This is a genomic window from Streptomyces sp. LMG1-1-1.1, from assembly GCF_040815545.1.
Lineage (GTDB): Bacteria > Actinomycetota > Actinomycetes > Streptomycetales > Streptomycetaceae > Streptomyces.
The window spans coordinates 151,608-168,076 of sequence record NZ_JBFPNH010000002.1 but is presented as its reverse complement, the minus strand read 5'-3'; the positions used below and the strand labels follow the sequence as shown (position 1 = coordinate 168,076).

Annotated in this window: 18 protein-coding genes; 16 read left to right on the top strand and 2 right to left on the bottom strand. The window is 70.5% G+C overall.

Annotated features, from left to right (window positions below; translation table 11 throughout):
- Positions 1 to 16: 16 nt before the first annotated feature.
- Positions 17 to 904, top strand: coding sequence for a tRNA (adenine-N1)-methyltransferase (locus tag MRBLMG1_RS03550; protein ID WP_015032448.1), 888 nt, complete (start codon positions 17 to 19; stop codon positions 902 to 904).
- Positions 905 to 1,183: 279 nt separating this feature from the next.
- Entirely contained in the window at positions 1,184 to 1,762 is a 579-nt protein-coding gene (locus MRBLMG1_RS03545; protein ID WP_367820598.1) for a hypothetical protein, read from the top strand.
- 3 nt (positions 1,763 to 1,765) lie between these two features.
- Here MRBLMG1_RS03545 and MRBLMG1_RS03540 read toward each other — a convergent pair whose 3' ends face one another.
- Positions 1,766 to 2,077, bottom strand: a complete 312-nt coding sequence (locus tag MRBLMG1_RS03540; RefSeq protein ID WP_367820596.1) for a ferredoxin — start codon at positions 2,075 to 2,077, stop codon at positions 1,766 to 1,768.
- A 240-nt stretch (positions 2,078 to 2,317) separates the two neighbouring features.
- On the opposite strand from MRBLMG1_RS03540, the gene arc reads away from it, so the two are divergent.
- From arc to prcA, 5 genes are all read left to right on the top strand, one after another.
- Entirely contained in the window at positions 2,318 to 4,084 is a 1,767-nt protein-coding gene (gene arc / locus MRBLMG1_RS03535) for a proteasome ATPase (RefSeq protein ID WP_367820594.1), read from the top strand.
- Positions 4,085 to 4,265: 181 nt separating this feature from the next.
- Complete coding sequence (gene dop / locus MRBLMG1_RS03530) at positions 4,266 to 5,777, top strand: depupylase/deamidase Dop (RefSeq protein WP_367820592.1); 1,512 nt, start codon at positions 4,266 to 4,268, stop codon at positions 5,775 to 5,777.
- A 160-nt stretch (positions 5,778 to 5,937) separates the two neighbouring features.
- Entirely contained in the window at positions 5,938 to 6,150 is a 213-nt protein-coding gene (locus MRBLMG1_RS03525; protein WP_053194491.1) for a ubiquitin-like protein Pup, read from the top strand.
- Positions 6,151 to 6,311: 161 nt separating this feature from the next.
- A complete protein-coding gene (gene prcB, locus MRBLMG1_RS03520; RefSeq protein WP_367820590.1) occupies positions 6,312 to 7,151 on the top strand; it encodes a proteasome subunit beta in 840 nt (279 codons plus the stop codon).
- A 52-nt stretch (positions 7,152 to 7,203) separates the two neighbouring features.
- Positions 7,204 to 7,956 (top strand): proteasome subunit alpha, encoded by a 753-nt coding sequence (gene prcA, locus MRBLMG1_RS03515; RefSeq protein WP_367820588.1) that lies wholly within the window; start codon positions 7,204 to 7,206, stop codon positions 7,954 to 7,956.
- A 63-nt stretch (positions 7,957 to 8,019) separates the two neighbouring features.
- Here prcA and MRBLMG1_RS03510 read toward each other — a convergent pair whose 3' ends face one another.
- The gene (locus MRBLMG1_RS03510) at positions 8,020 to 9,039 is read right to left on the bottom strand and encodes a LacI family DNA-binding transcriptional regulator (protein WP_367820586.1); all 1,020 of its coding nucleotides are present in this window, start codon (positions 9,037 to 9,039) and stop codon (positions 8,020 to 8,022) included.
- A gap of 125 nt (positions 9,040 to 9,164) precedes the next feature.
- Between MRBLMG1_RS03510 and MRBLMG1_RS03505 the strand changes: the two genes are divergently transcribed.
- The 9 genes from MRBLMG1_RS03505 (at position 9,165) to tatA (ending at position 16,417) form a co-directional block, all read left to right on the top strand.
- The gene (locus tag MRBLMG1_RS03505) at positions 9,165 to 10,436 is read left to right on the top strand and encodes an MFS transporter (protein WP_367820584.1); all 1,272 of its coding nucleotides are present in this window, start codon (positions 9,165 to 9,167) and stop codon (positions 10,434 to 10,436) included.
- A 69-nt stretch (positions 10,437 to 10,505) separates the two neighbouring features.
- Positions 10,506 to 11,867, top strand: a complete 1,362-nt coding sequence (gene pafA, locus MRBLMG1_RS03500; protein ID WP_367820582.1) for a Pup--protein ligase — start codon at positions 10,506 to 10,508, stop codon at positions 11,865 to 11,867.
- Positions 11,868 to 11,984: 117 nt separating this feature from the next.
- Positions 11,985 to 12,923 carry an FKBP-type peptidyl-prolyl cis-trans isomerase gene (locus MRBLMG1_RS03495; protein WP_367820580.1) on the top strand — a complete coding sequence of 313 codons (939 nt, stop codon included), beginning with the start codon at positions 11,985 to 11,987 and terminating at the stop codon, positions 12,921 to 12,923.
- 43 nt (positions 12,924 to 12,966) lie between these two features.
- A complete protein-coding gene (locus MRBLMG1_RS03490) occupies positions 12,967 to 13,347 on the top strand; it encodes an FKBP-type peptidyl-prolyl cis-trans isomerase (RefSeq protein ID WP_367820578.1) in 381 nt (126 codons plus the stop codon).
- Between the two features lie 141 nt (positions 13,348 to 13,488).
- Positions 13,489 to 14,445 carry a helix-turn-helix transcriptional regulator gene (locus MRBLMG1_RS03485; protein WP_367820576.1) on the top strand — a complete coding sequence of 319 codons (957 nt, stop codon included), beginning with the start codon at positions 13,489 to 13,491 and terminating at the stop codon, positions 14,443 to 14,445.
- Positions 14,446 to 14,461: 16 nt separating this feature from the next.
- On the top strand, positions 14,462 to 15,415 hold the full coding sequence (locus MRBLMG1_RS03480) for a helix-turn-helix transcriptional regulator (protein WP_367820574.1): 954 nt from the start codon (positions 14,462 to 14,464) through the stop codon (positions 15,413 to 15,415).
- Between the two features lie 52 nt (positions 15,416 to 15,467).
- Positions 15,468 to 15,731 carry a hypothetical protein gene (locus MRBLMG1_RS03475; protein WP_367820572.1) on the top strand — a complete coding sequence of 88 codons (264 nt, stop codon included), beginning with the start codon at positions 15,468 to 15,470 and terminating at the stop codon, positions 15,729 to 15,731.
- 14 nt (positions 15,732 to 15,745) lie between these two features.
- Positions 15,746 to 15,943, top strand: coding sequence for a hypothetical protein (locus MRBLMG1_RS03470; RefSeq protein WP_367820570.1), 198 nt, complete (start codon positions 15,746 to 15,748; stop codon positions 15,941 to 15,943).
- 186 nt (positions 15,944 to 16,129) lie between these two features.
- On the top strand, positions 16,130 to 16,417 hold the full coding sequence (gene tatA, locus MRBLMG1_RS03465) for a Sec-independent protein translocase subunit TatA (protein ID WP_362560481.1): 288 nt from the start codon (positions 16,130 to 16,132) through the stop codon (positions 16,415 to 16,417).
- Positions 16,418 to 16,469: the final 52 nt, after the last annotated feature.

The window sequence follows — 16,469 nt, the reverse complement described above, 5'->3', positions numbered from 1 at the left end:
CGGTACTCTTGTTCACATGTCCGAACCGACCGGTGCCGCCCGCCGACGCGGGCCCTTCAAGGTCGGGGACCAGGTTCAGCTGACCGACCCCAAGGGCCGTCACTACACGTTCACGCTCGAAGAGGGAAAGAACTTCCACACCCACAAGGGTTCCTTCCCGCACGACGAACTGATCGGCGCCCCCGAGGGCAGCGTTGTCCGTACCACCGGAAACGTCGCCTACCTCGCGCTGCGCCCCCTGCTCCCCGACTACGTCCTGTCCATGCCCCGCGGCGCCGCCGTGGTCTACCCGAAGGACGCGGGTCAGATCCTCGCCTTCGCCGACATCTTCCCCGGCGCGCGCGTCGTCGAGGCGGGTGTGGGCTCCGGCTCGCTCAGCAGCTTCCTGCTCCGCGCCATCGGCGACAGCGGCATGCTGCACTCCTACGAGCGCCGCGAGGACTTCGCCGAGATCGCGAAGGGCAACGTCGAGCGCTACTTCGGCGGCCCGCACCCCGCGTGGCAGCTGACCGTGGGCGACCTCCAGGACAACCTGTCCGACACCGACGTCGACCGCGTCATCCTGGACATGCTGGCTCCCTGGGAGTGCCTGGAGGCCGTCTCCAAGGCGCTCGTCCCCGGCGGCATCCTCTGCTGCTACGTGGCGACCACCACCCAGCTCGCCCGCACCGTGGAGTCCATCCGCGAGTTCGGCTGCTACGCCGAGCCGCAGCCCTGGGAGTCCATGATCCGCAACTGGCACGTCGAGGGCCTCGCCGTCCGCCCCGATCACCGCATGATCGGCCACACCGGCTTCCTCGTCACCGCCCGCCGCCTCGCGGACGGTGTCGAGCCCCCGATGCGCCGCCGCCGTCCCGCCAAGGGCGCGTACGGCGAGGACTACGAAGGCCCCAACAAGGGCTGACGTCCCGACATCCGCACAGCGCCGCCGTCGAGTTCCCCGCCCACGGGAGAGAACTCGACGGCGGCGTCCTCATGTTCGCCTCCGGATCCCGCCGCCCGCGCCCCCGACCGCGCCGCCCGGATCCCGGCGCGTCCCGGCCCGCACCGCCCGGAACCCGGCGCGTCCCCGCCCGCACCGTCCGGAACCGGACGCCGTCGACCCCACCTGTTCCGTCGCCCTGTGACGTGTGGCACGATGCCCGGAAACCACGCCGCACCACCCCCACAGGAGACGTCTCGCGTGCAGCACTCCGCCGCCCCGGACCTCGCGGACCTCGCGCACACCCACGCCCGGCCGGCCCACTGGCTGGCCACCGCGACCGCGACGGCCGCGGTCGTCGCCCTCGCGGGCCTGCTCCAGCCCGGTGCGGCCGGCGCGGCCGGCGCGGCCCCGGCCGCACCGCGCCCCGCACCCGCTCCCGAGGCCGCCGGAGCCGACTACCCGCTGGACTGCGGGGGAGGAGCCCGTACGGTCGCCAAGCGCGCCACCGGGGACCTCGACGGGGACGGGAACCCGGAGACCGTTGCGGTCGTGCACTGCGAAGCCGGATCGGGCAACCCGCCGCACGGCCTCTACGTCCTCACCCGCGGCAAGGGGAAGGACGCCCCCGCGCGCGTGGTGGCCACGCTCGTCGAGCCCGGGCTGCACCAGAACGTCACCGAGCTCTCCGTCCGCGACGGAGCGGTGCACGCCACGCTGCTCGGCTACTCGACCCCCGACGTGCCCCGCTGCTGCCCCGACGAGAACGAGCAGGTCAGCTGGCACTGGCAGGGCGGCGCCTTCGTGCGCGCCGGCCGTGCCGACGCGCGCGGCGCCTGACCCTCACTCCGCGTCGGGTCCGTACACCTCGACCCGGTCCGCGACCCGGCGCACGTGGATGCAGTCGCCCGGGCACTCCTTCGCCGAGTCCACCACGTCCTGGAGCAGCGTCAGCGGCACCGGCGTCGTCGCCCCCGCGTCCTGGAGGAGCTCGTCGTCGGCGCTCTTCACATAAGCGAGCCCGTCGATGTCGAGCTCGAAGACCTCCGGTGCGTACTGCACGCAGATCCCGTCCCCGGTGCACAGGTCCTGATCGATCCAGACTTCCAGCGCCTCCTCGGCGCCCGTCGCCGGGGCCTCGTGCTGCACGGTCATATCTCCTGCCGTTTCTGCTTCGCGCGGTAAGTCGGGCCACCCCTGACGGGTGTTGGCCAAAGACGACGATACAACCGCCCGCTTTCAAGCGGTGAAGGGTGGGTATTCAGCTGGCGAGAGGGGAAGCGCAAGGGTGAAGATCGGACACACCTCGGAGTCTTTTTGATCTAGGGGTTTCAATCATCACCCACGCAGGTAGGGTCAGGAAGCGTCCAGCTCCCCCTGGAGGAGGTGAGGACCGTGGCAGCCCACGACGACGACATCAACCGCGGCATCCGGCCCGCGCGAGGGTCTGAGGACCCCGCCGGACAGGTTGCCTATCTCGAGCAGGAAATCGCCGTCCTGCGCCGCAAGCTCGCCGACTCTCCGCGCCACACGAGGATTCTCGAAGAGCGGATCGTCGAGCTGCAGACCAGCCTGGCCGGCGTGTCCGCACAGAACGAACGACTCGCGAACACACTCCGTGAAGCCCGCGACCAGATCGTGGCCCTCAAGGAGGAGGTCGACCGGCTCGCGCAGCCGCCGGCCGGCTTCGGTGTCTTCCTGCAGGCCAACGAGGACGGCACGTGCGACATCTTCACCGGGGGCCGCAAGCTCCGGGTGAACGTCAGCCCCAGCATCGAGCTCGACGAGCTCAAGCGCGGCCAGGAGGTCATGCTCAACGAGGCGCTCAACGTGGTCGAGGCCATGGAGTTCGAGCGCGCCGGGGACATCGTCACCCTCAAGGAGATCCTCGAGGACGGCGAGCGCGCCCTGGTGGTCGGGCACACGGACGAGGAGCGGGTGGTGAGGCTCGCCGAGCCTCTGCTGGACGTCACCATCCGCGCCGGCGACGCCCTGCTGCTCGACTCCCGGTCCGGCTACGTCTACGAGGTCGTCCCCAAGAGCGAGGTCGAAGAGCTCGTTCTGGAAGAGGTCCCGGACGTCGACTACGAGAAGATCGGCGGTCTGGGCAACCAGATCGAGCTGATCCGCGACGCGGTCGAGCTCCCGTACCTCTACCCGGACCTCTTCAAGGAGCACGAACTGCGGCCGCCCAAGGGCATCCTGCTCTACGGCCCGCCGGGCTGCGGCAAGACGCTGATCGCGAAGGCCGTGGCCAACTCCCTGGCCAAGAAGGTGGCCGAGGTGACCGGCCAGCCCGCGGGGAAGTCCTACTTCCTCAACATCAAGGGCCCCGAGCTCCTCAACAAGTACGTCGGCGAGACCGAGCGGCACATCCGCCTCGTCTTCCAGCGTGCCCGGGAGAAGGCGAGCGAGGGCACCCCCGTCATCGTCTTCTTCGACGAGATGGAATCCCTCTTCCGCACCCGCGGCTCCGGTGTCAGCTCGGACGTGGAGAACACCATCGTCCCGCAGCTGCTCGCCGAGATCGACGGTGTGGAGGGCCTGGAGAACGTCATCGTCATCGGCGCCTCCAACCGCGAGGACATGATCGACCCCGCGATCCTGCGGCCCGGCCGGCTTGACGTCAAGATCAAGATCGAGCGTCCGGACGCGGAAGCGGCGAAGGACATCTTCGCGAAGTACCTCACGGCGAACCTGCCGCTCCACTCGGACGACATCTCCGAGCACAGCGGCTCCAAGGCCGCCGCCGCCCACGGAATGATCCAGTCCGTCGTGGAGCAGATGTACGCGGAATCCGAGGAGAACCGCTTCCTCGAAGTCACGTACGCGAACGGCGACAAGGAAGTCCTCTACTTCAAGGACTTCAACTCCGGCGCGATGATCCAGAACATCGTCGACCGGGCCAAGAAGATGGCCATCAAGGCCTTCCTCGACCACAACCAGAAGGGCATCCGGGTCTCCCACCTCCTCCAGGCCTGCGTGGACGAGTTCAAGGAGAACGAGGACCTGCCCAACACCACCAACCCCGACGACTGGGCCCGGATCTCCGGAAAGAAGGGCGAGCGGATCGTGTTCATCCGCACCCTCGTCACCGGAAAGCAGGGCGCGGACACGGGACGCTCCATCGACACGGTGGCGAACACCGGTCAGTACCTGTAAAAGCGCGAACCGGCTGCGGATGTCCGGAATCCGGGCATCCGCAGCCGTCGCATTCCGTCGGTATTCCGCCGGGCAGCCCGGGAAATACCGCAAGTGATCTCCCCACCAGCGCGGAGCCGTTCTAGGCTCTTCGGTAACGCCGAGTCGCGCACTGTGAGCGACGCCGGGCAAGGAGGGCCGCATGACCGTACGGCGAGTAATGGGCATCGAGACGGAGTACGGGATCTCCGTCCCGGGACACCCGAACGCCAATGCCATGCTCACCTCGTCCCAGATCGTCAACGCCTACGCGGCGGCGATGCACCGGGCCCGCCGTGCCCGCTGGGACTTCGAGGAGGAGAACCCGCTGCGGGACGCCCGCGGCTTCGACCTCGCCCGCGAGGTCGCCGACTCCAGCCAGCTCACCGACGAGGACATCGGCCTGGCCAACGTGATCCTCACCAACGGTGCGCGGCTCTACGTGGACCACGCCCACCCGGAGTACAGCTCGCCCGAGGTCACCAACCCGCGCGACGCCGTCCTCTGGGACAAGGCCGGCGAGCGGATCATGGCGGAGGCGGCCGTGCGCGCCGCCCAGCTCCCCGGGGCCCAGCCCATCCACCTCTACAAGAACAACACCGACAACAAGGGCGCCTCCTACGGCACGCACGAGAACTACCTGATGAAGCGGGAGACCCCCTTCTCGGACATCGTGCGCCACCTGACCCCGTTCTTCGTCTCCCGCCAGGTCGTGACCGGCGCGGGACGGGTCGGCATCGGACAGGACGGCCGGGAGAACGGCTTCCAGATCAGCCAGCGGGCGGACTACTTCGAGGTCGAGGTCGGCCTGGAGACCACCCTCAAGCGGCCCATCATCAACACCAGGGACGAGCCGCACGCCGACGCCGAGCGGTACCGGCGGCTGCACGTGATCATCGGCGACGCGAACCTGTCGGAGATCTCGACCTACCTCAAGCTGGGTACCACCGCGCTCGTCCTGTCGATGATCGAGGACGGGTTCATCACCGTCGACCTCGCCGTCGACCAGCCGGTACGGACCCTCCACCAGGTCTCGCACGACCCGACCCTCCAGTACCTGGTCACCCTCCGCAGCGGCCGGACGCTGACCGCGGTGCAGCTCCAGATGGAGTACTTCGAGCTGGCCAGGAAGTACGTCGAGGAGCGGTACGGCTCGGACGCGGACGACCAGACCATGGACGTCCTCACCCGCTGGGAGGACACCCTCAACCGGCTCGAGAACGACCCCATGAGCCTGGCCGGCGAGCTCGACTGGATCGCCAAGCGGGAGCTCATGGAGGGCTACCGGCGCCGGGACGGCCTGGACTGGGACGCGGCCCGGCTGCACCTGGTGGACCTCCAGTACGCGGACGTGCGCCCCGAGAAGGGCCTCTACAACCGTCTGGCGGCCCGCGGGCGCATGAAGCGGCTCCTGGACGACACCGAGGTGCTGCGGGCCGAGACGGCGCCGCCCGAGGACACCAGGGCCTACTTCCGCGGCCGCTGCCTGGAGCAGTACGCCGACGACGTCGCCGCGGCCTCCTGGGACTCGGTGATCTTCGACCTGCCCGGCCGGGACTCGCTCCAGCGCGTCCCGACCATGGAACCGCTGCGCGGGACCAAGGCCCATGTGAAATCGCTCCTGGACCGCTGCCGGACGGCGGAGGAACTCGTCCGCGTGCTTTCCGGCGGCTGAACCGGGGGCCCGACACGGGCCTGAAATGCCCCGGCACTGGGAATCATGGAATCAGTGCCCGGACGTTGTGGAAACTGCGGGGCCGAAGTCGGACCCGCCCTATAGGGTCTGATCTTGTACGGACTCAACCGAGCGGGCCGAATCGAGCGGGGTGAGGGATATGGCGACCAAGGACACCGGCGGCGGACAGCAGAAGGCGACGCGTTCCACGGAGGAGGTCGAGGAGACCACCACGGAGGCGAGCTCCGACCTCCAGGAACGCCAGGAGAAGCTGAGCGAGGACGTGGACTCCGTCCTGGACGAGATCGACGACGTGCTCGAGGAGAACGCCGAGGACTTCGTGCGCTCGTTCGTTCAGAAGGGCGGCCAGTAGCCGCCTCGCGCGCCTGTCCTCCTCCGTCCCCGGAGCCCCGGAGAAAGCCGCGGGCCCGGGGACGGATGACAGGCGGTGGCACGGGTATGGTCCGTGCACAGCAACCAAGATCGCCCCGCGCTTCGCACGGCGGGTCGACTCTCCCACCCGGAAGGAATCGCGTGGAAGCCAACCCTCGTAGCACCGGGCGTCTGCCGGCGGCCTTCCTGACGCCGGGCTCGTCCTCGTTCATGGACTTCCTGGCCGACCACTCGCCGGAGATGCTCCCGGGCCGCCGGAAGCTCCCCGAGGGCATCGTCGAGGCCCCGCACGGCACGACCATCGTGGCGGCCACCTTCCCCGGCGGGGTCGTCCTCGCCGGTGACCGGCGGGCCACCATGGGCAACATGATCGCGCAGCGGGACATCGAGAAGGTGTTCCCGGCGGACGAGTACTCCGCCGTCGGCATCGCCGGCACCGCGGGCCTGGCCGTGGAGATGGTCAAGCTCTTCCAGCTGGAGCTGGAGCACTTCGAGAAGGTCGAGGGCGCGACGCTCTCCCTGGAGGGCAAGGCGAACCGTCTCTCCACCATGATCCGCGGCAACCTCGGCATGGCCATGCAGGGTCTCGCCGTCGTGCCGCTCTTCGCGGGCTGGGACGAGAGCAAGGAGAAGGGCCGGATCTTCTCCTACGACGTGACGGGCGGCCGCTCCGAGGAGCACGGCTTCGCCGCCACGGGCTCCGGCTCGATCTTCGCGCGCGGGTCGATGAAGAAGCTCTACCGCGCCGACCTGACCGAGGAGCAGGCCACCACGCTGGTGGTGCAGGCGCTGTACGACGCGGCGGACGACGACTCGGCGACCGGCGGGCCGGACATGGCGCGCAGGATCTTCCCGATCGTCACCGTCATCACCGAAGAGGGCTTCCGCAGGCTCAGCGAGGCCGAGTCCTCCGCGCTGGCCCGGTCGGTCACCGAGCGGCGTCTCGAGCAGCCCGACGGGCCGCGCGCGGCCCTGCTCTGACCGTTCGTCGCCCGTAGAAGCCCTTCAGACCGGAAGAAAGGGACGGTAGCCGGTGTCCACGCCGTTCTATGTCTCACCCCAGCAGGCCATGGCCGACCGGGCCGAGTACGCCCGCAAGGGCATCGCCCGGGGCCGCAGCCTCGTCGTCCTCCAGTACACCGACGGCATCGTCTTCGTCGGCGAGAACCCGTCGCGCGCCCTCCACAAGTTCAGCGAGATCTACGACCGGATCGGCTTCGCGGCCGCCGGCAAGTACAACGAGTACGAGAACCTCCGCATCGGCGGTGTGCGCTACGCCGACCTGCGGGGCTACACCTACGACCGGGACGACGTCACCGCGCGCGGCCTGGCCAACGTCTACGCCCAGACCCTGGGCACGATCTTCTCCAGCGCGGGGGAGAAGCCGTACGAGGTGGAGCTGGTCGTCGCCGAGGTCGGCGACGAGCCGGAGGGCGACCAGATCTACCGGCTGCCCCACGACGGCTCGATCGTCGACGAGCACGGCTCGGTCGCGGTCGGCGGCAACGCGGAGCAGATCAGCTCCTTCCTCGACCAGCGGCACCGGGACGGCATGTCCCTGGCCGAGGCCCTGAAGCTCGCCGTCCAGGCGCTGTCGCGGGACACCAACGGCACCGAGCGGGAGATCCCCGCGGAGCGCCTCGAGGTGGCGGTCCTCGACCGCACGCGTCCGCAGCAGCGCAAGTTCAAGCGGATCGTCGGCCGTCAGCTGTCCCGTCTCCTGGAGGCGGAGAACGCGGCCGTGACGAAGACGGACGAGCCCTCGGACGAGGCTCCGGAGGAGTAGTCGGCTCGGCCCGGAGGGGCCCCGGTCCGCACGGACCGGGGCCCCTCCGGCGTTTTTCCGGCCTCAGGGAGCCGGTACGGGGCCGGTGGAGCCGCGCTGGACGAGGGTCACGGGCAGGGTGACCGGCGGGGGCGCCTCGCCCGCGAGGACGGCGAGGAGCGCCTCCATGCCCCGGCTGCCGAACTCCTCGGCGGGGAGCCGGACCGTGGTGAGCTCGGGTTCCACCGCGCCGGCGAGGGACAGGTCGTCGAAGCCGGTGATCGACAGGTCCTCGGGGACGCGCAGTCCGAGCCGGCGGGCGGCCTTGAGGACGCCGACCGCGAGGATGTCGTCGTCGCAGACCACCGCGGTGGGCCGGAGGCCGGGGACGCCGAGTGCGCTGTGGGCGGCCGACCGCGCGTCGGTGACGTTCAGCGCGGAGCGCACCGTGCGCAGCTCCGCGCCGCGCAGGGCGTCGGCGAGCGCCGCGGCGCGCACGTCGAAGGTCCAGGACGGGACGGCGGACGCCAGGTGCAGGAAGCGGCGGTGGCCGAGGCCGAGGAGGTGGTCGGTCACCCGCCGCATGCCGTCGGCGACGTCGAGGTTCAGGTGCGCCGAGGCGCCGGGGTCGGACGGGTCGCTGTCGAGCATGACGAGGGGCAGGTCGCTGCCCCGGAAGGCCTTGAGGGCGTCGGCGGCCATGGAGGAGGCGATGACGCCGTCCAGCGCGGCCTGGGCCGAGGCGAAGGGGTCGCGGGCGGGCCCGACGCCGTCGGGGGAGGGGTACAGGACGACGCCGAAGCCGTGCCGCGCCGCGGCGAGGGCCGCGCCCGTGTGGACATGGGCGAAGAACTCGTTGGTGAGGGCCGGCACGACGAGCATGGCGGTGCGGGTGCGGCCGAGCCGGAGGTTGCGGGCGGCGAGGTTGGGCCGGTAGCCGAGGTCCCTGGCGGCGGCCCGCACGGCCTCCGCGGTGCGCTCGGAGACGCGGCCGCGCCACTTGTCGCCGAGCACGAGGGAGACGGTGGCCTGTGAGACGCCCGCGGTGCGGGCGACGTCCCGGCTGGTCGGGCGCGTGCCGCCGAGCGGCTCCGGGGTCTGCACACAAGCCTCCGCGTCGGACGGTCACTGGGGCGCGGGGTGGACCCGCGTACTGCCGTCATGGTACGTATGACTCCTGACGTTATACGTAAAACCTCGGTCGGGTTCCGAGGTGAGGGGAGACCGACATGGCCACCGAGGCCCCCGCGCACGGCGGCTATCTCGACATACTCCGGGCGCCGCACGCCGCCCGCCTGCTCACCGGCACCCTCGTCGGACGGCTGCCCAACGGCACCGGCCCCATCGCCATGACCCTGTTCGTCCGGGACCAGGGCGGCAGCTACACCCTGGCCGGCGGCCTGATCGCCGCCTACGGCCTCTCCAACGCCGTCGGACAGCCGCTCCTCGGCCGCGCCGTCGACCTCAAGGGCCAGCCCCGCGTCCAGCTGCCCGCCGCCGTCCTCTCGGCGCTCGGCATGGTCCTCTTCGCCTTCGCCGGCATCGGCCACCTCGCCCTCGCCTACGCGGCCGTCGTCGTCGCAGGACTCTTCACCCCGCCCCTGGAGGGCGGACTGCGGGCCCTGTGGCCGAGCGTCCTGGGCCGCGAGGACCGGGTGCACCGCGCGTACGCCCTCGACGCCGTCGCCCAGGAGGTCATGTTCACCGTCGGCCCGCTGCTCGTGACGCTCCTCGTCGCCGTGTGGTCGCCCGCCGCCGCCCTCCTCGTCATCAACGGCCTCGGCATCCTCGGCGCCCTCGCCGTCGTGCTCTCCGAGCCGTCCCGCGCCTGGCGCTCCGCCACCCGCGAGGCCCACTGGCTGGGCGCCCTGCGCTCGCCCGGGCTGCTCGCCCTCCTCGGCTCCTTCTTCTTCGTCGGCCTCGCCCTCGGCTCCATCACCGTCGCCGCCGTGGCCTACGCCGACGACCGCGGCACCCCCGCCGTCTACGGCTGGCTGATGGCCGCCCTCGGCCTCGGCGCCCTCGTCGGCGGCACCGTCTACGGCGCCCGGCCGTGGGCGGGCACCCCCGAACGGCGGCTGCGGGTCCTCGTCCTGCTGCTCGCGGTCTGCTACCTGCCCCTCATGCTCACGCCCGGCCCGGTCGCCATGGCCGGCCTCTCCGTCCTGTCCGGGGTCTTCCTCGCCCCCGTCCTCGCCTGCGCCTTCATCGTGGTCGACCGGCACGCCCCGCGCGGCACCGTCACCGAGGCCTTCTCCTGGCTCGTCACCACCTTCGGCGTCGGCGCGGCCCTCGGCTCCGCCGTCGCCGGACCCGCGGTCGAACTGGCCGGGACCGTGGCCGGGTTCGCCGTCGCCGGTGCGGGCGGTGTCGTCGCCCTGCTCGTCCTCCTCGCCACCGGCCGCGTCCTCGCCGCGCCCGACATGCCCGGCGACACCGCGCGACACGCCGTCGGCGAGACGGCCCCCACCGCCGTACACACCGAAAAGAACGCGTGCTGATCGGAAAATGATCGAAACGGGAACGGTCAACCCGGTTTCAGCACAGGCCGTCAGGCGTAATGTTCAGACATGGACCGCCGCATTTTCGGGCTGGAGAACGAGTACGGCGTCACGTGCACGTTCAGGGGACAGCGCCGACTGTCTCCTGACGAAGTGGCGCGCTACCTCTTCCGCCGTGTCGTGTCATGGGGCCGCAGCAGCAATGTCTTCCTGCGGAACGGCGCCCGCCTGTACCTCGACGTGGGATCGCATCCGGAATACGCCACACCGGAATGCGACAACGTGACCGAACTGGTCACCCACGACAAGGCCGGCGAGCGCATTCTCGAAGGTCTTCTCGTCGACGCCGAACGCCGCCTGCACGAGGAGGGAATCGCCGGCGACGTCTACCTCTTCAAGAACAACACCGACTCGGCGGGAAACTCGTACGGCTGCCACGAGAACTATCTCGTCGCCCGCCACGGAGAGTTCTCCCGACTGGCGGACATCCTCATTCCCTTCCTCGTCACGCGGCAGCTGATCTGCGGCGCGGGAAAGGTCCTCCAGACCCCGCGGGGCGCGGTGTTCTGCGTCTCCCAGCGTGCCGAGCACATCTGGGAGGGCGTCAGCTCCGCCACCACCCGCTCACGGCCCATCATCAACACCCGGGACGAGCCGCACGCCGACGCCGAGCGCTACCGCCGGCTCCACGTCATCGTCGGCGACTCCAACATGTCGGAGACGACCATGCTGCTCAAGGTCGGCGCCACCGACCTGGTGCTGCGCATGATCGAGGCCGGCACCGTGATGCGCGACCTCACCCTGGAGAACCCCATCAGGGCGATCCGCGAGGTCAGCCACGACATCACGGGCCAGCGCAAGGTCCGCCTCGCCAGCGGCCGCGAAGCGTCCGCCCTGGAGGTCCAGCGCGAGTACTACGACAAGGCCGTCGACTTCGTCGACCGCCGCGGCATCCGCTCCGGCACCGTCGCCCAGGTCCTCGAACTGTGGGGCCGGACGCTCGACGCGATCGAGAGCGAGCAGCTCGACCGCATCGAGACCGAGATCGACTGGGTCATGAAGCACCGGCTCATCGAGCGCTACCGGGCCAAGCACAACATGACCATGTCGAACCCGAGGGTCGCGCAGATAGACCTCGCTTACCACGACATCCACCGCCGTCGTGGGCTCTACTACCTGCTCCAGAAGAACGGGCAGGCGGCGCGGATCTGCAACGACATGAAGATCTTCGAGGGCAAGTCGGTGCCCCCGCAGACCACTCGGGCCCGGCTCCGCGGCGACTTCATCCGCCGCGCCCAGGAGCAGCGCCGGGACTTCACCGTCGACTGGGTGCACCTCAAGCTGAACGACCAGGCGCAGCGCACCGTGTTGTGCAAGGACCCGTTCCGCTCCGTCGACGACCGGGTGGAAAAGCTGATCGCCGGTATGTAAGACCAGGTCGTACGCGCCCGGGGCCCCGCACGTTTCACGTGCGGGGCCCTCCCGCCGAGAGGAGGGTCCCCTAGAGTGTCGGCACAACTACTGTGCCGTCTGAGATCTGAGGAACACGTGCGCCGACTTGCCGGCCTTCTCGTCGTCCCGCTGCTGCTGCTCTCGACAGCGGCGTGCGGCAGCGACGACAAGGGCTCCGATTCCGACTCGATGAAGAACGGGCTGCCCGCCATCACCGCGGGGGAGAAGTTCGGGGAGAAGCCGACCCTCGCCAAGGGCGTGGGCGACCCGCCCAAGGAACTGAAGGTCAACGTCATCAGCGAGGGCAAGGGCGCGGTGACCAAGAAGGGTGACGCGCTCCAGGTGAACTACCTGGGCCAGGCCTGGGACTCCACCACCCCCTTCGACAACAGCTTCGACCGCGGTCAGCCGTTCGACCTGACGCTGGGCGCCGGCCAGGTCATCAAGGGCTGGGACCAGGGCCTGGAGGGCCAGAAGGTCGGCAGCCGCATCGAGATCGGCATCCCGCCGGAGCTCGGCTACGGCGCGCAGGGCCAGGGCGACATCAAGCCCAACGCGACCCTCGTCTTCGTCGTGGACATCCTGAAGGCCGTCACCATCCCGAAGTCCGCCACGGGCACCCCGGTCGCCCAGGACAACAAGGACCTGCCGAAGGTCGGCACCAACACCGACGGCAAGGCCCCCTCGCTCACGGTCCCGAAGACCGACCCGCCGACCAAGCTCGTGTCGAACTACGTGCTGGAGGCCAACGGCGAGGCCGTCAAGGCCACCGACACGGTCGTCGTCAACTACGTCGCCGCCCTCTGGAAGGACGGCAAGGTCTTCGACTCGACCTACACCACCGGCAAGCCCGCGAACTTCCCGCTCGAACAGCTCACGCTGAAGGGCCTGAAGAACGGTCTCGTCGGCAAGAAGATCGGCAGCCGCGTCCTCATCGTCGCCCCGCCGTCCGAGGCGTTCGGCAACGAGGAGAAGCAGGGCATTCCGAAGAACTCCACGCTGGTCTTCGCCGTGGACATCCTGACGAAGATGTAAGACTGTCCCGATCGCGCAGTTCATCAGTATGAGGAGCAGTTCAGTGAGCATCGAGAAGCCCGAGATCGACTTCCCGGGCGGCGAGCCGCCGAAGGACCTGGAGATCAAGGACATCTGGGAGGGCGACGGCGAGGTCGCCGCCGCCGGTGACTTCGTCAAGGTCCACTACGTGGGTGTGGCCTTCTCCACCGGTGAGGAGTTCGACGCCTCCTGGAACCGCGGGACCGCGCTCGACTTCAACCTCGGCGCCGGTCAGGTCATCCAGGGCTGGGACCAGGGCGTGCAGGGCATGAAGGTCGGCGGCCGCCGCCAGCTGATCATCCCCGCGCACCTCGCCTACGGCGACCGCGGCGCCGGCGGCGCGATCGCCCCGGGCGAGACGCTGATCTTCGTCTGCGACCTCGTGGCCGTGAAGAAGCGCTGACCCGCGCGCACCGCGACCGCTCCAGGTCGCTCAGGGGCCCCCGCCATCCGTGGCGGGGGCCCTCGGCTTTGGCCGCGACACTCCGGGGCGGTACGGTCGGACGTCCGAGAAGTGAATCCGCGGAAGAGGTGCAGGGCGTCGATGGCGATTGCCAAGTCCGAGCGGCTGATGAATCTCGCGCTGTGCCTGCTCGGGACGCGCCGACCGCTGAGCAAGCGTGAACTCAGGGGCTCCATCGAGGCCTACCTCGAAGCCTCCGGAGACGACGCCTTCAACCGCATGTTCGAGCGCGACAAGGACGACCTGCGCGAGCTCGGCCTCGTCATCGAGACCGTCGAGAACCTGGAGGGCGAGACCGGCTACCTCGCCCGCCGCGACTCCAACCGGCTGCCGCCCATCACCCTCGACGCCGAGGAGGCCGCCGCGCTCGGCCTGGCCGCCAAGGTCTGGCAGCAGGCCCGCCTCGCCGGGGCCGCCAGCGGCGCCCTCCAGAAGCTCCGCGCCGCCGGCATGCCGGAGGCGGAGGACTCGTACGACACCCAGCCCAGCGCCCTCGAACCCCGCATCCCGGTCCACGAGGCCGCCTTCGAGCCGCTCATGCTGGCCTGCCGCGACCGCCGCCCCGTCGTCTTCGACTACCGCAAGGCCAACGCCGCCCGCCCCGAGACCCGCCAGGTCGAGCCCTGGACCCTCGAATGCTGGCGCGGCCACTGGTACCTCGCCGGCTGGGACCGCGACCGCGGCGCCGAGCGCGTCTTCCGCCTCTCCCGGATCACCGGCAAGGTCCGCTCCCGGGCCGGCGCCTTCACCGCGCCCGTGCCCGACGTCGTCACCGTCCGGGAGACCGTCGAGAGCTGGGCCGGCGAGACCGCGACCCGCACCGCCCGCATCCGGCTCCGCGCCGGCTGCGGCTACCCGCTGCGCGCCCGCGCCCTGTCCGTACAGGAGGGCACCGACGGGTGGGACGAGCTGGAGATCCCGTACGGCCACGGGCTCGACGCCTGGCTGGTCGAGTTCGGCCCCGACGTCGTCGTACGGGAACCCGCCGATCTGCGGGCCGATGTGATGGACCGGCTGCGCGCCGTGGCCAAGGGCTGAGGGGGAGACGAACCGCATGGCTGCCAACGCGATCGACCAGACGAGGCGGATGCTCTCCCTGGTCACCTACCTCCGCGAGCGCCCCGGCGCCCACGTCGCCGACGTCGCGCGCGCCTTCGGGATCACCGAGGACGAACTGATCTCCGACCTGGACGTGCTGCCCATGTGCGGCACCAGCTTCCGCGGCGGAGACCTGCTCGACATCGACACCGACGGCGACCGGATCTGGTGGCACAACCCCGACGACGTCGCGGCGCCGCTGCGGCTCGCCGCCGACGAGGCGACCGCCCTCCTCGTCGCCGCCCGCGCCGTCGCGACCCTGCCCGGGCTCCGCGAGAGCGACCGGGAGGCGCTCCTGCGCGCCACCGCCAAGCTGGAGGCCGCGGCGGGCGAGGCGGCCGGCGCCAGCTCCCGGCTCTCGGTCACCTTCGAGTCCGAGGGCGGTGTCTTCGCCGAGGTCGACCGGGCCATCTCCGAGCGCCGGCGCCTCTGGGTGCGCTACTACTCGCCCGCGCGCGACGAGCTCACCGAGCGCGAGGTCGACCCGATCCGGCTCTTCGCCGTCGGCCATACGTACATGGAGGCGTGGTGCCGGCTCTCCGAGGCGCGCCGCACCTTCCGGCTCGACCGCGTCGTGGAGATCCGCATCCTCGACGAGCACGCCGCGCCGCCGGAGCTGGAACTGCGCGACCTCTCCGAGGGCCTCGTGCAGCCGTCCGCCGACGACCCGGAGGTCGTGGTCGAGGTGGGCCCGGGCGGCCGCTGGGTCGCCGAGTACTACCCGCACGACCGGGCCGACGAGCTGCCCGACGGCGGACTGCGGATCACGCTGCGGACACCCGACCCCGCCTCGCTGCGCAGGCTCGGGCTCCGGCTGGGCAGCGACGGGCGGATCGTCGCGCCGGCGGAGCTCGCCGACAGCGCCAGGACGGCGGCGGCCGCCGCGCTCGCCGCGTACGAGGGAGTGTGACGGTCCTCGCGCCCGCGACGCTGTCACTGACGTACCGAAGGTCCAGAGAGAGATGAGGGAAGTGTCCGCGATGCACGGTCTCACGGCGACGATCGCCCCGGTCCTCTTCAAGGCCGCCTGCCCCGACTGCCGCTCCCGCTTCGAACTCTCCGCGAGCGCCCTGCGCCTGGCCATCGGAGCCAGCCGCCGCACGACCTTCTACTCGTTCACCTGCCCCGAGTGCGGCAGCGCCGTCCGCAAGCCCGCCGGCGAGCGCATCGTCGAACTCCTCACCGGCGGCGGCGTGCGCACGCTGCGGCTCCACACGACCGTCTGAGTAGGCTCACGCACATGTTCTGGCCCATGCTCGCCATCGCCCTCGGCTTCCTCGGCATCGCCGTCCTCGGCGTCCTCGCCGTCAGGGTGTTCCTCGAAGTGCAGCGCCTCGGCCGCCAGGTGGCGCACACCACAGAGCGGATCAACCGGGCGGCCGGGGAACTGGAAACGGCCGCCGTGGGACTGGCCAGAACCGGCGAGACACTGCGCTGAGACCGTGCCGTACCCTGCGTGAAAGGGCCCCCACCCGGGCTCGTGCCACGAAATCGGGAGTATGCAAGGGCATTGCCCTGCGTTTACTCCTGCGGGTTACGATCGCTGGCAGCGCGGTGGCCGGACAGGTGTCCGACCCGCCGGGCGCCCGCACTCCATGTCGCCTCGGTGAAGAAGGTAAACGCTATGGGTAGGCTCGGCCCCACCGAGATCATTCTGATCCTCGTCGTGATCATCCTCCTGTTCGGTGCCAAGAAGCTCCCGGACATGGCCCGCTCGCTGGGCAAGTCGGCTCGCATCCTCAAGAGCGAGGCGAAGGCGATGAAGTCGGACGACCAGCAGAGCGCCCCCGCCGACCCGCCGCACGCGGGGACCGGGACGCAGGAGCCCGCGCCGCGCACCATCCAGGCCGCTCCCGGCGACGTGACCAGCTCGCGCCCCGTGGCCGAGCCCTCGGACACCACCAAGCGCTGACCCGGTCCGCCGCAGCCGCCGCACCGGGCGGCGGCTGCCGCACGAGATGAGG

Excerpts from the sequence above, each read along its gene's own strand:
- MRBLMG1_RS03505 (WP_367820584.1), top strand. The coding sequence starts at position 9,165 with ATGGCCACCGAGGCCCCCGCGCACGGCGGCTATCTCGACATACTCCGG.
- MRBLMG1_RS03540 (WP_367820596.1), bottom strand. The coding sequence starts at position 2,077 with ATGACCGTGCAGCACGAGGCCCCGGCGACGGGCGCCGAGGAGGCGCTG.
- tatA (WP_362560481.1), top strand. The coding sequence starts at position 16,130 with ATGGGTAGGCTCGGCCCCACCGAGATCATTCTGATCCTCGTCGTGATC.
- MRBLMG1_RS03475 (WP_367820572.1), top strand. The coding sequence starts at position 15,468 with ATGAGGGAAGTGTCCGCGATGCACGGTCTCACGGCGACGATCGCCCCG.
- pafA (WP_367820582.1), top strand. The coding sequence starts at position 10,506 with ATGGACCGCCGCATTTTCGGGCTGGAGAACGAGTACGGCGTCACGTGC.
- MRBLMG1_RS03525 (WP_053194491.1), top strand. The coding sequence starts at position 5,938 with ATGGCGACCAAGGACACCGGCGGCGGACAGCAGAAGGCGACGCGTTCC.
- MRBLMG1_RS03550 (WP_015032448.1), top strand. The coding sequence starts at position 17 with ATGTCCGAACCGACCGGTGCCGCCCGCCGACGCGGGCCCTTCAAGGTC.
- MRBLMG1_RS03470 (WP_367820570.1), top strand. The coding sequence starts at position 15,746 with ATGTTCTGGCCCATGCTCGCCATCGCCCTCGGCTTCCTCGGCATCGCC.
- MRBLMG1_RS03485 (WP_367820576.1), top strand. The coding sequence starts at position 13,489 with ATGGCGATTGCCAAGTCCGAGCGGCTGATGAATCTCGCGCTGTGCCTG.
- MRBLMG1_RS03480 (WP_367820574.1), top strand. The coding sequence starts at position 14,462 with ATGGCTGCCAACGCGATCGACCAGACGAGGCGGATGCTCTCCCTGGTC.
- dop (WP_367820592.1), top strand. The coding sequence starts at position 4,266 with ATGACCGTACGGCGAGTAATGGGCATCGAGACGGAGTACGGGATCTCC.